The following is a 15,436-nucleotide window of genomic DNA, read 5'->3' as shown; positions in this document are numbered from 1 at the left end:
ATAGCAGTAATCTTTATTTTTTAGAAATCGTCATCGTCATCATCGAACCGGTCGTCAAACAGGCCCATGTCTTTAAACTCCTCGTCGATACCCATGTCATCATCGTCATCTTTTTTGGATCCCGGACGGCCACGTTTACCTTTAGACTTCGGCATGTCAAATTCCTGGAAATCAGGATCGAAGTCTTCATCGGCCTCTCCTTTCTCCCAGTCATCATCATCTTCGTCGATGTCTGCATCGTCTTCGATGTCATCATCATCGTCGTTAGAACCACGGGATTTGCCGGAAGATTTATCTGATTTTTTCGCGGCAGATTTTGATGGAGCAATTTCCTCTTCATCATCCTCTTCATCCTCATCATCTACCGCTTTTTTGGGCTTGGCAGCAGCTTTAACGGAAGCTTTCGGGGCCTTTGGAGCAGTAGTTTTTTTGATCTCTTTGTCTTTATCAGATTTTGATTTCATAACTATAACACGCTTATTTCTTTAACGTAAAGTTTTAACAGTTTTTTTTATTCGCCAAATTTTTTTTACCCCTTTTTTTTCGTAATTTCTAGCGCCTATTTTTTCAGAATCTGCTCTCTTTCCGGCCCGTTGGAAACATATGCTACCGGTATCCCCATATATGATTCTATAAAAGCTAAATAAGTTTTCATTTCCTGCGGCAAGGCTGCGTAGCTACGCACACCAGCCGTTTTGTTGGTCCATCCCTTAAACGCTTTGTAAACGGGTTTTATAGCAGCATCATTTAAATCATAGGGTACCTGTTGTGTTGTCTTTCCTTTTATCTCGTAACCTGTAGCTAAAGATACTTCTTTAAACGCATCCAGCACATCACTTTTTGTCATGACCAACTGTGTTACGCCACTCAGCATGCAGGTATAGTGCAGGGCAACCAGGTCCATCCATCCGCAGCGGCGGGGACGACCCGTGGTAGCGCCAAATTCGTTGCCTGTTTTGCGCAGCAGTTCACCGGTTTCGTCGTGCAGTTCCGTTGGGAAAGGACCGCTGCCTACGCGGGTGCAGTAAGCTTTGGTAACGCCAATCACTTCGCGGATCCATTTAGGTGCTACCCCCAGTCCTGTGCATACCCCGGCAGAAAGCGTGGTGGAAGAGGTTACGAATGGATAAGTGCCAAAGTCTACGTCCAGCATGCTGCCCTGTGCGCCTTCCGCCAAAACGGATTTGCCGGCATTGAGCTTGTCGTTGATAAAGTACTCACCGTTCACGATGTTCATGCCACGCAGGAATTCCACCGCAGTGAAAAATTCTTCCTCCCAGGCGGAAATATCCTCCTTAAAATTATAGTTGCCGAGTAACTGTAAGTGCTTTTGTTTGAGTTTATCGTACAGGGTATTAAAGTCGGGCCGCAGTACGTCGCCAATCCGTAAGCCATTACGGCCAGTTTTGTCCATGTAGGCCGGACCAATACCTTTCAGTGTAGAGCCAATCTTTTCGTGTCCCTTGGCCAGTTCAGAAGCCTTGTCCAGTGCGCGGTGCGTAGGTACAATGATATGCGTTTTTTCTGCGATAAACAGATTTTTTTTCAGGTCAATGCCCAGTGCAGAAATGGTGTTATATTCTTTCTGGAAAGTAACCGGGTCCAACACTACACCGTTGCCGATCAGATTGACGCAATTGTTATGGAATACGCCGGAGGGAATGGTATGTAGTACCACCTTTTGACCATTCAGGTACAGGGTATGGCCAGCGTTAGGGCCACCCTGGAAACGCGCGATTACATCGTATTGGCCGGCAAAATAATCGACGATTTTCCCCTTGCCTTCATCACCCCACTGAAGCCCCAACAATACATCTACCATGATAAATTTTATTTTATTTGACTTTACGGATTTCACGGCGCCAACCAGCGCCATTTTTTAACGAAGTGGCAAAATTAAGGCGATTTGGGTAAACTTTATAAAAAAGTAAAGCGGGAGCAAATATTCAGGGGGGCGGGGTGACACAGGTTTTTAAAAAACAAGGGCAGCGGGCTGTTTGCCCGCTGCCTTTCGGCAAAAATTTATTCGTCTTCCAGGCGGTCTACAGTCTGAATGCCGTCTAGCTTATGTAGGCGCACCACCAGCTCGTCCAGTTCCTCCTTGTCGTGCACAAATACCTGGATACGGCCTTCAAACAGGCCTTCCTTCGACTCGATGGAAAGTCCGCTGATATTGATTTTCAACTCCCCGGAGATCACGTTGGTGATTTTGTGAATAACGCCCACATCGTCCATGCCCACGATGCGCAGGCCGGTGAGGAAGGATATTTCACGGTTTTTCACCCACTTGGTCTTTACCACCCGGTGGCCATAGTGCGCCAGCAATTGGGCCGCATTCGGGCAATTGGTACGGTGTATTTTAAGACCTTCGCTGGCTGTTACGAAGCCAAACACGTCGTCGCCAGGAATGGGACGGCAGCAGTTGGCCAGCTTATAAGCAATCTTATCAGAGCTTTCTCCGAAAATAATCAGCTCCGCATCCTTTTTGGAAGGCAACTGTGAAGGCCGGGTATGCACCGGCTCGTCCGTAGGCTCCTGCTTGGGTGGCTTGGGCGGTTCCAATTTGTCGCCCAGCACAGCAAATTCCTTGAGTTCTTTAAGATCAATGTTTTTGACCGCGATCTGGTAGTACAGGTCTAAAGGGGAAGGCTGGCGGTAGAAAGATACCAGCTCGTTGATATTATACTGGCTGGCGCTTACCTTCATATGACCCAGTTTGCGTTCCAGGGCATCCTTGCCGTCCATGGCCACGATGCGTTTTTCTTCCTTCAGTGCGTCCTTGATCTTAGATTTGGCCTTGGCCGTGAGTACAAAACCCAGCCAATCTTCCGAAGGTTTTTGCTTATTGCTGGTAATGATCTCCACCTGGTCGCCGCTGCGCAACTTATGGCTCAGGGGTACCAGCTTATAATTCACTTTAGCCCCGATACATTTGTTACCAATGGCAGAGTGAATGGAATAAGCAAAGTCCAGCGCTGTAGAGTTTACGGGCAGGATGCGCAGGTCGCCCTTGGGCGTATAGACATATATTTCCTCGGTAAAAAGATTGCTTTTAAAATCGGCCAGGAAGTCCAGTGTATTGGAATCCGGGTTGTTCAATATCTCGCGGATCTGGCTGAACCACTGGTCAAATTTAGATTCCTGCTGGGCATTCTGATTATTGCCTTCCTTGTAGCGCCAGTGGGCGGCCAGGCCTTTTTCAGCGTATTCGTTCATCCGTTTGGTACGGATTTGTACTTCCACCCATTTACCGGCAGGCCCCATCACGGTTACGTGCAGTGCTTCGTAGCCATTGGATTTGGGATTGCTCAGCCAGTCGCGGGTACGCTCCGGGCTGGGGTGATAAAAGTCGGTAATGATGGAATACACTTTCCAGCAATCGGCCTTTTCCTTATCTGGCGGTGTGTCCAGGATGATACGGATAGCAAACAGGTCGTACACTTCCTCAAAAGCCACGCTCTTACTCTTAATCTTGTTCCAGATAGAGTGGATAGACTTGGGCCGGCCAAAGATATCGAAATGAAAACCTTCGTCCTGGAGTACTTCCTTGATGGGTTTAATAAATTCGTTGATATAGCGGGTGCGGTCTCGCTTGGTTTCTTTAAGTTTTTTGGCGATGTCGCGGTAAGTTTGTTGTTCAGTATACTTCATCGCCAGGTCTTCCATTTCCGACTTGATGTTGTACAAGCCCAGCCGGTGAGCCAGCGGTGCGTAAATGAACACGGTTTCCGACGCGATTTTAAGTTGTTTTTCCCGGCTCATGCTATCCAGCGTACGCATGTTGTGCATGCGATCTGCCAGCTTAATGAGGATCACGCGGGGATCATCTGCCAGGGTGAGCAGGATTTTTTTAAAATTCTCTGCTTGTACGGTACTATTGCCCGAATCTACGATGGTACTGATTTTAGTAAGCCCGTCTACGATGTGGGATATTTCCGGACCAAATTCACGGGCCACATCTTCCAGGGTTACCTCGGTGTCTTCTACGGTATCATGTAGCAGGGCGCAGATAGCCGAGCGTACGCCCAGGCCTATTTCTTCCACGCAGATCTGGGCCACCGCCAGGGGATGTAAAATATAAGGCTCACCAGACTTGCGGCGCATTTCCTTGTGTGCGTCTGCCGCCATTTCAAAGGCCGTACGCACCAGTTCTCGGTCGCCCTTTTTTAGCCGGGGTTTTAATGAACGCAGTAGCGCCCGGTAGTGGCGGACAATTTCTTTTTTCTCTTGTTCCTCGTCGAGATGATATTTTTGAATGACCACTTTTTCCATTGTATTAAAGTTACGGATTTTGTGCCATCAGCGGAAGGGCGTCACACAAAGTGGTGATAAGGCAAGATTTATGTATAAAAAAAGGTTGGATTATCAATTGGTTGACTACAGGGCTGATGTTAAAAGATTAGACCGTATAAAGAAGTAAAGTTAAAAGAAAGGAATGTTAAAGTTACCGGACAGGTTTTTACCTTCGCTATATGAAAAGTCTATGGCAGCAAATACTCCGTTACCTCTATCTCAAAAAGAAGGATCCCAATGAAGTAAGCAATACTAATACCAAAGTGATGCATGGCATTAACCGCCTTTCTATTCTGATGTTCCTGGTAGCTATGGTGGTAGTCATTATCCGGTTATTCCTACACCGCCACCACTAGCTGAAAAATCAGCCTGCTGGCCATATTATAAGTAGCAGGAGTGGTTATTATTTTCCTGCCTGCCGCCGGGCTTCCGCCACAATGCTCTCCGCGGCAAGCCGGGAGGCCTGTTTTTCGCCCAGTTTATGCCAGAGTTCTGCATAGTCTGCCTGGAGGCGTTGGCGAGTGGGTACATCTTGCAGCAAAAGCGTAAGTGCGCGCTGGAGATTTGCTTCCGTCAATTCGTTTTGGATCAGCTCTTTCACCACCAGTTTATCCATCACCAGGTTTACCAGGGAAATATATTTTACCTTGATCAGGCGTTTGGCAAAGAAATAGGAAATAGGACTGCCTTTGTAACACACCACTTCGGGTACGCCAAAAAGAGCGGTTTCCAGGGTGGCAGTGCCGGAAGTAACCAATGCAGCGGCTGCCTGCTGTAACAAAGTGTACGTTTGCCCCTTCACTATAGACACGTTGGGCTGATCGCCAATGAGCAATTGCAGGAAACTGTCTTCCAGGCTGGGAGCCTGTGCAATGATAAACTGGTGATCCGGGAAATGTTTGGCCTGGGTAAGCATGATAGGCAACTTTACGCTCACCTCCTGCTTGCGGCTGCCGGGCAGTAATGCCACGATGGGTTTGTTGCTCAACGGGGCCACCACAGGCTGTGCCTTAGCTTCCCGGATTACTTCCACTAATGGGTGGCCTACATATTCTACCGGGTAGTTCCATTTATCGTAAAATGCCTTTTCAAACGGCAGGATGCACAGCATTTTGTCTACCGTTTCCCTGATCTGTTTAACCCGGTTTTCTTTCCAGGCCCATACCTGGGGTGAAATATAAAAAATGGTGCGGTATCCTTCTGCTTTGCCCCATTTGGCCATGCGCATATTAAAACCGGGATAATCGATGAGTACCAGTACATCCGGCCTATAGGCGGCTATATCTTCTTTGCAAAATGCGATATTGCGCAGGATGGTACGCAGGTTCATTAACACTTCTGCAAATCCCATGAATGCCAGGTCGCGGTAGTGTTTTACCAGGTATCCACCGGCGTGTTGCATAAGATCGCCTCCCCAGCAGCGGATATCAGCCGAAGGGTCTTGCGCTTTTATTTGCTTGATCAAATTACTGCCATGCAGATCGCCGGAGGCTTCCCCGGCAATGAGGTAATATTTCACCTGCTATAAAATTTTTAATAACAAAATCGCCACCGCATACAACATCGTCACCAGGAAAATTCCCTTGGTGGTAAGATCTCTGCGGCTTTGTGTATAAAAATAAAAAATAAACCCATTCAGGATCAGGCATACGCTGGCCACCTTGGGGATCATGTTTTTATTGTTTTTGAATATGAGCAGGTACTCCGCGAAGGAGGTATGGCGCGGCATAAACATGCAAACATAAAAAAGAAAAAAACCGATAACCGGCAGCAGTAGTCCCAGCACAATGCCTAATGCGAGCTTGTCTTGTTTAAACAATTTGAACATAGTGATCAGAATTTCCAGGTATCGGATAGTTGTTGTTTAAGGGCATAGTTGGTCAGGTCAAACTGCACCGGTACGATGGAGGCGTAGTTATTGTCTAATGCCCACACATCCGTATCGGTACCCGTATCCAGGTTTTTAAAATCACCGGTTAGCCAGTAATATTTTTTGCCATGGGGATCGCGCCGCTCGTCGAAGGCTTCTACATATTTGGCATTGGCCTGTCTACAAATCTTCGGGCCTTTAAAATCTTCCAGGTTGCACACGGGTACATTTACGTTCAGCAGGCCGCCTTCCGGCAGCCCCTGTGCTATCATTTTTCCTACCACTTCTCTGGCCACCTGTTTAGGCAGGGTAAAATCTGCATCATAGCTATAGTCCAGAAAGGAAAAACCGGCGGAGGGAATGCCCTCAATGGCAGCCTCCATGGCGGCAGACATGGTGCCGGAATAGATCACGTTGATAGCGTGATTAGCACCATGATTGATACCACTCACACAGATATCCGGCTTCCCGTGCAGGATTTTATCGCGGGCCAGCTTTACACAGTCTACCGGAGTGCCCGAGCAAGTCCAGGCTTCCACGCCTTCGAAAATATCCACAGGATTAAGGCGCAGTGGTACACCGATGGTAATAGCATGCCCCATACCAGACTGCGGGCTGTCTGGTGCCACCACCACTACTTTGCCATAAGGCTTTACTGCCTCTACCAGCGCGCGTATGCCAGGCGCGGTAATACCGTCGTCGTTCGTTACCAGGATGATTTTTTCACTATTGGCCACCGTCTTATTTTATCCTGCAAATGTAATGGCTGTACGGGACTAAATTTGTTAATTGTTGACCCTGAAAGTTTCTCCTAAATAGCAACACTATAGAAGGGCAGCTCTTGTGGTGTTGCTGGCATATAGTGGTATTATTTTAAAAATCTGTTCTCAAAAGCCGGCGGCCTACAAAATAATTGACGGCTAAGATATAGATCACCAGCATGATTACATACAACCAGGGACTGTATGCCTGGGTATCTGGCATCAATTTTTCCACGAAGGGATACCCCAGCAGGCGGTCTGCCGCTTCCAGTGGTAAAAGACGACCCAGGCGAATATCATTTTTGGTAAGTATTAGCTGGGCAATATTTTCCAGGAACAAGTATGCAAGGTACAACACGATGCTGAGGCCCGACCGCTTTACAAGCACTGCTATGAGCATGGCCAGGGTAAGTGACATCAGGCATTGCAGAAAATATACCCCCAGGAATTGAATGTTCTCCGTACTGAAACCACGTTCGCCAAAAATAGCCGCGAAGATAATCCCCGTGATCAAACACAATACCGTGGCTCCTATGCTGAGCAACACTACCCAAAACAGTTTAGACAACATGAACGTTTGCCGGCTCCAACCGTCTATCACATTTTGCCGGTGGGTGCGAAAGGTATATTCGTTGCTTATCAGGATGATCACCAGTAAGCCAAGCAACAGTGAAATATAACTGAACGTAAAGGCCACGCTTTGCCATACCTGCGGATAGTCGTACAGCAAAGGACTGAAAAGATTATTTGATTTCTCCTTCACCATCTTCATCAGCAAGATGGTAAAATAATTTATACTTATGGCAAATACGACAAACAGGCCAAGCAATACCCAGAAGGTGCGGTATTTTTTCACTTTCAGCCATTCGGTATGCATAATTTGAAAGAACATAGTGCTTTAGTTTCGGGTATCGTTGGTAAGTTCCAGGAATGCGGTTTCGAGACTTTTTTTGCGGCTTTGCAGGTGATTGAGCCAGATGCCTTTTTCGGCGCAAAAATGATTGATGGTCGCAGGGTTTACATCGCTTTTAAAAATAGCTTGTACGGTATCGCCCTCGTTGCTGCCGGCAAAGGATATAAAGCCGGGATGCTGTTCCAGCGTGCGGCGCAACATTTCAATGCTAGCGGCACCCAGTTCAAAAATCTCTTCGCGCTGTATCACTTCATTTACAGCACCGGAGAGCAGCAAGGTTCCCTTCCGCAATATGGCCACATGGGTACACACCCTCTCTACTTCATCCAGCAGGTGGCTGGCCATGATGATGGTTTTACCCCCTTTGGCCAGATCACGGATAAGGGTGCGCACTTCTGCAATACCCACTGGATCCAGGCCGTTGGTAGGTTCGTCCAGCACCAGTACCTCGGGATTGCCCAGCAGAGCAGCCCCGATGGCCAGCCGTTGTTTCATACCCAGGGAGTAGGTCTTAAATTTAGCATCCTTGCGTTCCCATAATCCCACCACCTTTAACACCCGCTCAATATCATTTTCACCATGTCCTTTGATGGAGGCCGAAATAGTGAGATTATCGTAAGCAGAGAGATAATGATAAAAATTCGGTGTTTCCAGTAGCGTACCAATCTGCCGGCGCTGTGTGGCGGCAGCTGGTTGGTCAAATAGTGTGAAACTGCCACTGTTGGCTTTCAGCACATCCGTTACAATGCCCAGCAGCGTGGTTTTGCCGCTACCATTAGGTCCCAGGATGCCAAACACGCTGCCATTGGGCACGTCAAACGATACGGCATTTAAAGCCTGTATAGCTCCGTAATTTTTAGAAATTTGTTGCAGGGAAAGAATTGACAAAGTGAATTGGTTAAATCGGTGAATGGCAAGATTACCGGGGTAGTAATAATTAGTATATGCACGAATAGGCCATAAAAAAACCGTCGTTTGGTTGCTACGATGATACCGAAAGATAAGCAACAAAACGACGATTTTCTACGTAAGATTTGATGAAACTAAGGATCAGGATTAGTTTCTGATGGGACGGCCTGTTTTAATCACGGATTGCAGGCGCTCCAGGGTTTTACGTTCTGCACTCAGGCTCAGGAATGCTTCGCGTTCCAGGTCCAGGAGGTATTGCTCGCTCACCAGGGTAGGCTCACTTAGGTCACCACCACACATAACGAAGGCCAGCTTACCCGCAATCTTGGCGTCGTGATCGGATATATAGTTGCCGAAGTGCATCGCGTTAATGCCCGTAAGCAGGGTACCCAGGGCGCTGCGGCCCAGTACGCGGATGTCTTTTCTTTCCTGTGGGCGGGTATACCCTTCTTCGGCCATTACTATCACACTGCGTTTGGCATCGGCAATAACCCGGCTGGGGTTGAAGGTGATCTCATCGTGTCCTTTGCGCAAAATGCCCAGGCCATATGCTTCCTGCGCGGAAGTAGATACCTTGGCGGTAGCCACCGTGAGGAAGCGGTTTTTCAGCCATTCCTGGTCTATCTCACCTTCTACAAATTCATCGCTGGCACGCACGGTCATTTCTTTGGTGCCGCCACCGCCAGGTATCAGGCCCACTCCCAGCTCCACCAGACCGATATAACTTTCGGCACTTGCCTGTACTTTGTCTGCATGCAGGCACATTTCGCAGCCGCCGCCCAAAGTGAGCGCGTGCGGTGCCACCACTACAGGGATGGCAGAATAGCGGATGCGCATGGTGGTACGCTGAAACAGGCGCACCGCCATATCCAGCTCATCATATTCCTGCTCTGCCGCCAGCATGAAGATCATACCTACATTGGCCCCGGCAGAAAAGTTGGCGCCGTCGTTGCCAATCACCAACCCACGAAAATCTTTTTCCGCAATATCTATTGCCTTGTTTACGCCTTCCAACACTTCCCCGCCAATGGTATTCATCTTGGTTTGCCAGTCTATGCATAATACACCATCACCAATGTCGTATAATTTGCAGGCACTGTTTTTCCAAACGGTATTGCTGGCATAGTTTTCCAGGATAATGAAAGACGCTGCACCCGGTATCACTTTATACGCTTGGGTGTGGCGGTCGTAATATAGTTTTTTGCCGTTTTCAACTTTGTAAAACTGCGTAATACCTTTGGCCAGCATGTCTTTCACCCAGCTTGCCACGGTTAAGCCTTTGCCTTCTATCACGGTTACATATTGCGCTACGCCCAGCAAGTCCCAGGTTTCAAAAGTACCCAGCTCCCAGCCAAACCCGGCTTTCATTGCATCATCTACTTTGTACAGGTCATCGGCAATTTCCGGAATGCGGTTACTCACATAAGAAAATAAATGTGCAAATAGCTGCTGGTAAAATTGCCCGGCCTTATCACTGCCTGCAGCCAGCATTTTGGTGCGCTGTTTCAGGTCTTCTACAGGTTTAGCGGCATCCAGGCTGGCAAATTTTGCTTTCTGCCGGGGACCATATTCCATGGTTTGCAGGTTCAGCGTCAATATTTCCTTGCCGCCTTCCCCTTTTGTTTTTTTATAGAAACCCTGCCCTGTTTTATCGCCCAGCCAGTTGTTTTCCACCACTTGCCGGAGGAAGGAGGGTATTTCAAAAATCTTTAATGATTCGTCCTCCTTACAATTTTCCAAAACGCCTTTTGCTACGCGCACCAATGTGTCTATGCCTACAACGTCGGCGGTGCGGAAGGTCGCGCTCTTGGGATGGCCTATCACCGGGCCTGTAAGGGCGTCAATATCGTCTATGTTCAGGCCCATTTCCTGCATGATGTGAAAGATGGCCATGATGGAAAATACGCCTACCCGGTTGGCAATAAACGCTGGTGTGTCTTTGCACAACACGGTGGTTTTGCCCAAATATAAATCACCATAGTGCAGAAGAAAATCTATGACTTCGGGTTGGGTATGCGGGGTAGGAATTATTTCAAGCAAGCGCAGGTAACGCGGCGGATTAAAAAAGTGGGTGCCGCAGAAATGCTGCTGAAAATCTTCGCTGCGGCCTTCGGCCATGAGATGAATGGGGATACCGGAAGTATTGGAAGTGATGAGAGTACCAGGTTTGCGGAATTTTTCCACCTGATCAAACACACTCTTTTTCACCGCCAGGTTTTCTACCACAACTTCAATGATCCAATCGCAAGCAGCAATGTCTTTCATGTTATCGGTAAAATTGCCGGTCTTTACATGTTTCACTGCATCTTGTGCATATACGGGGGAGGGGTTAGACTTAATCGCAGCTTGCAGCGCTTCGTTTACGATACGGTTTTTTACTGCAGGATGCTCGGGTGTAAGTCCCTTGGCAGCTTCTGCGGCGTTGAGTTCTTTGGGAACAATATCGAGTAGCAATACCTGTACCCCTATACCTGCAAAATGTAATGCAATACGGGACCCCATCACACCAGAACCCAGTATTGCCACCTTATTAATATGTCTTTTCATAAAGCCGTGTACTTTAGCGATCAGCCGTTAACAAAATTCAATCCTTGAATTTAGCGCTTTTTTATACACAAAACTGGCAGGCATAAAAAAGGCCGGCATTCTATCAGCATGCCGGCCCTTGATCATTAGCACGGTCGGAAAGCCACAACGGTGCTATATTTCAACGCATTCGGGTCTTTAATATATCCTATTAATCCATTTTTAACTGATGCTTGCACCAGGCGCCACCAGGGTAGCGCTGTTAATGAATTCCAGCTTACCATTTTGTTCGGCCATCAGTATCATGCCTTGGCTTTCAATACCGCGCATCTTACGGGGCGCCAGGTTGGCCACTAGGGTTACCTGTTTACCAATGATCTCTTCCGGGGAAAAGTGAGCCGCAATACCGGAAACTACCGTGCGGGTTTCAAAACCCAGGTCTACTGTGAGTTGCAGCAATTTGTCTGCCTTGGGTACTTTTTCTGCATGGGTAATGGTGCCAATGCGCAGGTCCAGTTTGGCAAAATCGTCGAATTGAATTTCAGGTTTCAGGGGCGCAAAGGCAGGTGCCTCAGCAACAGGATCTACCGCAGCGAGCGTACCCGCCACGGAAGCAGCAGCGCGCGTATGCAGTTTTTCTACCTGAGCGGCAATCTGTGCGTCCTCCACCTTGGCAAATAACAACTCCGGTGGACGCATGGAATATCCTACACTTACCAGCTTAGTGCTCCCTGCGTTTTCCCAGTCCAGCACGCGATCTACCAATTTTAGCATGTGCAGTATTTTCTTCGCCGTGGTGGGCAGGAAAGGATGGATAAAGATGGCCAGGTTGGCGGTAAGTTGCAGACACAAATGCAGGCAATTATCAATCAGCGCCTGGTTATCCTCCTGCAACTGTGGCGTCTTAGCCAGTATCCATGGTTGTTTTTCCTGTAAATATTTGTTGCCTTCGCGGGCCACATTCATTACTTCCGTCAAGGCATCCCGGAAATGGAAGGTTTCCAGGGAAGTTTCGATTTTGTTTTTGGCATCTTGTAACACCTGTACCAGCGCTTCGTCACGGGCGTCTTTTTTATCGGGGTGGAAAGTTGGCACCTTACCGCCACATAGTTTATGCATGAGCACCATGGTACGGTTCACGAAGTTGCCGAAGATGGCTACTAATTCACTGTTATTGCGATCCTGGAAGTCTTTCCAGGTAAAATCATTGTCTTTCGTTTCCGGCGCATTGGCGCAAAGTACATAACGAAGTACATCTTGCTGGCCAGGAAAGTCGTTCACATATTCATGCACCCACACGGCCCAATCGCGGGAGGTAGATACTTTTTCACCTTCTATGTTGAGGAACTCATTGGCCGGCACATTTTCCGGGAAAATATAACCACCATGTCCTTTCAGCATGCTAGGGAAAATAACACAGTGAAAAACGATATTGTCTTTACCAATAAAGTGTACCAGCTTAGTATCTTCCTTGCACCAGTAGTCTTGCCAGTTTTCGGTAAGTTCTCTGGTGGCGGAAATATAGCCGATCGGCGCATCAAACCAAACATACAGCACCTTGCCTTCGGCATCGGGCAGTGGCACCTTAATGCCCCAGTTGCTATCGCGCGTCATGGCGCGGCTGTGCAAACCGTTGTCTAACCAGCTTTTGCATTGGCCATACACATTGGGCTTCCATTCCTTATGTCCTTCCAGCAGCCAGGTTTTTAGCCAAGGCTCATAATTTTGCAAAGGCATGTACCAATGTTTGGTCTTACGTTTCACCGGCACCGCGTTACTCAGAGCAGAGCGGGGGTTAATCAGTTCCTCCGGACTCAGGGCCGTGCCACAGCGTTCACATTGATCACCATAAGCCTTATCATTGCCGCACACGGGGCAGGTACCCACAATATAACGGTCGGCCAGGAAAGTGGCTGTTTCAGGGTCGTAAAATTGTTCTGTTTCTTTTTCTTCAAACAGACCTTTATCATACATGTGCTTAAAAAAATCCGATGCCGTTTGATGATGTACCGGGCTAGAAGTACGGGCAAAAATATCGAAGGAAATATCCATGGCGGCAAAACTGTCGCCAATGATACGGTGATAACGGTCTACTACATCCTGGGGGGAAGTGTTTTCCTTCATCGCCTTGATATTAATGGGTACTCCATGCTCGTCAGTACCGGAAACGAATTTAACATCCGCTTTCCGGGCCCGCAGGTAACGCACGTAAATATCCGCCGGAAGGTAACAGCCCGCCAAATGTCCGATGTGTACGGGACCATTGGCGTAAGGCAGGGCGGCAGTGACTAAATATCTGCTGATCTTTTCCATATTGTTCTAAAAATTGTCCTTGGCCAAGGTGGATTTGGAATAAACAAAACTATTCATCAACTTAGCCCGAAGGACAACAAAGGTAAATAAAGCACTACAATGATAAAAATACCAGCATATCTAAAGAAAGGCGACCTGATAGGCATCACCTGCCCAGGCAGCAAGATGGAACAGGCAGCGGCAGATTATGCGGCTAACGTGCTGACCACCTGGGGCTTCCGTGTGCAAATGGGCATTACCATCGGCACCGGCTTTCATAATTTCTCCGCCCCGGACGAACTGCGGCAGGAGGAATTACAGGACATGCTCGATGATAAAGATATCAAAGCCATCCTTTTCGGCCGCGGTGGCTATGGTACCATCTGCATTGTGGACAACCTGGATTTTACCAAATTCCGTAAGCATCCCAAATGGCTTTGCGGCTATAGCGATATTACCGTGCTGCACGCACACATTCACCAACGCCTGGGCATCCCCACGCTACACTCCGTGATGGCGGGCGGCATTACCGAAGAAACCCATGCCAATAAATACGTACACAGCCTCCAGCAAGCCCTCAAAGGCAAGGCAGTGAAATATAATGCAGAACCCCACCCCATGGACCGTGAAGGTCAGGCTACCGGCCTGCTAGTAGGCGGCAACCTGAGCATACTGGCAAACCTGTCGGGTACACGCTCCCAAATTAAAACCAAAGGCAAAATACTACTGCTGGAAGATATTGGCGAATACCGCTATCATGTAGACCGTATGATGTATAACCTGAAACGCGCAGGCTGGCTGGAGAAGCTTGCAGGGCTGGTGGTAGGTGCTTTTGTTCAAGGCAAGGAAACCAATACTCCTTTCGGGGAAACGGAATACGAGATCATCCAACACCTCGTTGAAGATTACCAATTCCCGGTAGCCTACGGTTTCCCGGTAGGTCACCAGGTGGAAAATTATGCACTAAAACTGGGCGTACCTTACGAATTAAAAGTTACCGGGAAACAATCGTCGCTGAAAGAAATTACTAAATAATCTATTTCTTTTTAATCCTCCACATCCGGTACAATCTCCAGCCCATACGCTGCTGCCGTGAGCAGGCCATGCGCCTGCGTTTGCAGGATGATGGCCTCATCCGGGACTATGCCGTGCGTTTCCACCGAATTGTGTAAATGATCGTAGTGGTACAAACGGCCCGCCAGGCCACCAGGCACACCCGCTAAATATTTAATGACCTCATTTACAATTCCGAGGCCGGTAAGGCCATGCGTGGCGCCCAGCGAGCCCGCATCGTAGTTACGGTAGCCGTCTACCGTTCCGGCCGCGCAGCGGTAGGAAGCCGTGCGCCCCCCTTTACCATCTGGCATGTTAAAGCCCCCAAACCAAGACACCCAATTATGCACCTCGCCAGTGATAAAGGGTACACCCTGTACCACACAGGCATCGTTAATCACCAGGTGGGTAGGCAGGTGCTGGGAGCAATCAATCACCAAATCGAAGCCCTGTAACAATTGCATTACATTATCCGGTTTCACTTGCAGCAGCAGCGGATAGTGTTTAGTCCAGGGATTACTGGCCCAAAGGCGGCTGGAGGCCATTTTGGCTTTGTGTTTGCGCAAGTCCTGCATCTGGAAAATAGGCTGCCGATGCAGGTCTTCCTCCAGGATGACCCCATAATCTGCAATGCCGATGACCCCAATGCCCGACAGGCTCAGGTACTGTAACACCGGACACCCCAAGCCACCCGTACCCACCACTAAAATCCTGGTTTGCTTGAATATCTCCTGAACGCCCACACCCATGCCCGGTACGGCAATAGGATGTTTATAACGCGCGATCTCTTTTTCGGTTAATGCCATGTTGAGAATTTTA

General features: G+C 48.4%; 13 protein-coding genes. 2 read left to right on the top strand and 11 right to left on the bottom strand.

The features are described from left to right. Nucleotides 1–20 precede the first annotated feature (20 nt). The 3 genes from GA0116948_RS06145 to GA0116948_RS06135 all read right to left on the bottom strand — a co-directional run bounded on the left by GA0116948_RS06145 (nucleotide 21) and on the right by GA0116948_RS06135 (nucleotide 4,272). The gene (locus GA0116948_RS06145; RefSeq protein WP_089710142.1) at nucleotides 21–464 is read right to left on the bottom strand and encodes a hypothetical protein; all 444 of its coding nucleotides are present in this window, start codon (nucleotides 462–464) and stop codon (nucleotides 21–23) included. A 95-nt stretch (nucleotides 465–559) separates the two neighbouring features. After that, nucleotides 560–1,822 carry an adenylosuccinate synthase gene (locus tag GA0116948_RS06140; protein WP_089710521.1) on the bottom strand — a complete coding sequence of 421 codons (1,263 nt, stop codon included), beginning with the start codon at nucleotides 1,820–1,822 and terminating at the stop codon, nucleotides 560–562. A 200-nt stretch (nucleotides 1,823–2,022) separates the two neighbouring features. Next, on the bottom strand, nucleotides 2,023–4,272 hold the full coding sequence (locus GA0116948_RS06135) for a RelA/SpoT family protein (RefSeq protein WP_089710140.1): 2,250 nt from the start codon (nucleotides 4,270–4,272) through the stop codon (nucleotides 2,023–2,025). 200 nt (nucleotides 4,273–4,472) lie between these two features. On the opposite strand from GA0116948_RS06135, the gene GA0116948_RS21205 reads away from it, so the two are divergent. Beyond that, the gene (locus GA0116948_RS21205) at nucleotides 4,473–4,649 is read left to right on the top strand and encodes a DUF6728 family protein (protein WP_165798335.1); all 177 of its coding nucleotides are present in this window, start codon (nucleotides 4,473–4,475) and stop codon (nucleotides 4,647–4,649) included. 47 nt (nucleotides 4,650–4,696) lie between these two features. Here the strand turns inward: GA0116948_RS21205 and lpxB are convergent, their stop codons facing one another. From lpxB to metG, 7 genes are all read right to left on the bottom strand, one after another. Then, nucleotides 4,697–5,812 carry a lipid-A-disaccharide synthase gene (lpxB, locus tag GA0116948_RS06130; RefSeq protein WP_089710138.1) on the bottom strand — a complete coding sequence of 372 codons (1,116 nt, stop codon included), beginning with the start codon at nucleotides 5,810–5,812 and terminating at the stop codon, nucleotides 4,697–4,699. 3 nt (nucleotides 5,813–5,815) lie between these two features. Beyond that, the gene (locus GA0116948_RS06125; protein WP_089710137.1) at nucleotides 5,816–6,121 is read right to left on the bottom strand and encodes a hypothetical protein; all 306 of its coding nucleotides are present in this window, start codon (nucleotides 6,119–6,121) and stop codon (nucleotides 5,816–5,818) included. 5 nt (nucleotides 6,122–6,126) lie between these two features. Then, nucleotides 6,127–6,900: a 5'/3'-nucleotidase SurE gene (surE, locus tag GA0116948_RS06120; RefSeq protein WP_089710135.1), complete on the bottom strand. Its 774-nt coding sequence runs from the start codon at nucleotides 6,898–6,900 to the stop codon at nucleotides 6,127–6,129. A 136-nt stretch (nucleotides 6,901–7,036) separates the two neighbouring features. After that, the gene (locus GA0116948_RS06115; protein WP_089710133.1) at nucleotides 7,037–7,816 is read right to left on the bottom strand and encodes an ABC transporter permease; all 780 of its coding nucleotides are present in this window, start codon (nucleotides 7,814–7,816) and stop codon (nucleotides 7,037–7,039) included. A 6-nt stretch (nucleotides 7,817–7,822) separates the two neighbouring features. Continuing rightward, complete coding sequence (locus GA0116948_RS06110; RefSeq protein WP_089710131.1) at nucleotides 7,823–8,725, bottom strand: ABC transporter ATP-binding protein; 903 nt, start codon at nucleotides 8,723–8,725, stop codon at nucleotides 7,823–7,825. Between the two features lie 168 nt (nucleotides 8,726–8,893). After that, entirely contained in the window at nucleotides 8,894–11,293 is a 2,400-nt protein-coding gene (locus GA0116948_RS06105) for a 3-hydroxyacyl-CoA dehydrogenase/enoyl-CoA hydratase family protein (RefSeq protein WP_089710129.1), read from the bottom strand. A gap of 201 nt (nucleotides 11,294–11,494) precedes the next feature. Further along, nucleotides 11,495–13,585, bottom strand: coding sequence for a methionine--tRNA ligase (gene metG / locus GA0116948_RS06100; RefSeq protein WP_089710127.1), 2,091 nt, complete (start codon nucleotides 13,583–13,585; stop codon nucleotides 11,495–11,497). Nucleotides 13,586–13,684: 99 nt separating this feature from the next. On the opposite strand from metG, the gene GA0116948_RS06095 reads away from it, so the two are divergent. Continuing rightward, nucleotides 13,685–14,599: a S66 peptidase family protein gene (locus GA0116948_RS06095; RefSeq protein WP_165798336.1), complete on the top strand. Its 915-nt coding sequence runs from the start codon at nucleotides 13,685–13,687 to the stop codon at nucleotides 14,597–14,599. Nucleotides 14,600–14,610: 11 nt separating this feature from the next. Here the strand turns inward: GA0116948_RS06095 and GA0116948_RS06090 are convergent, their stop codons facing one another. After that, nucleotides 14,611–15,423 (bottom strand): HesA/MoeB/ThiF family protein, encoded by an 813-nt coding sequence (locus tag GA0116948_RS06090; protein WP_089710125.1) that lies wholly within the window; start codon nucleotides 15,421–15,423, stop codon nucleotides 14,611–14,613. Nucleotides 15,424–15,436 lie beyond the last annotated feature (13 nt).

Origin of the sequence: Chitinophaga costaii (assembly GCF_900094705.1) — a bacterium.
Lineage (GTDB): Bacteria > Bacteroidota > Bacteroidia > Chitinophagales > Chitinophagaceae > Chitinophaga > Chitinophaga costaii.
This window is presented reverse-complemented; position numbering and strand designations above follow the sequence as displayed.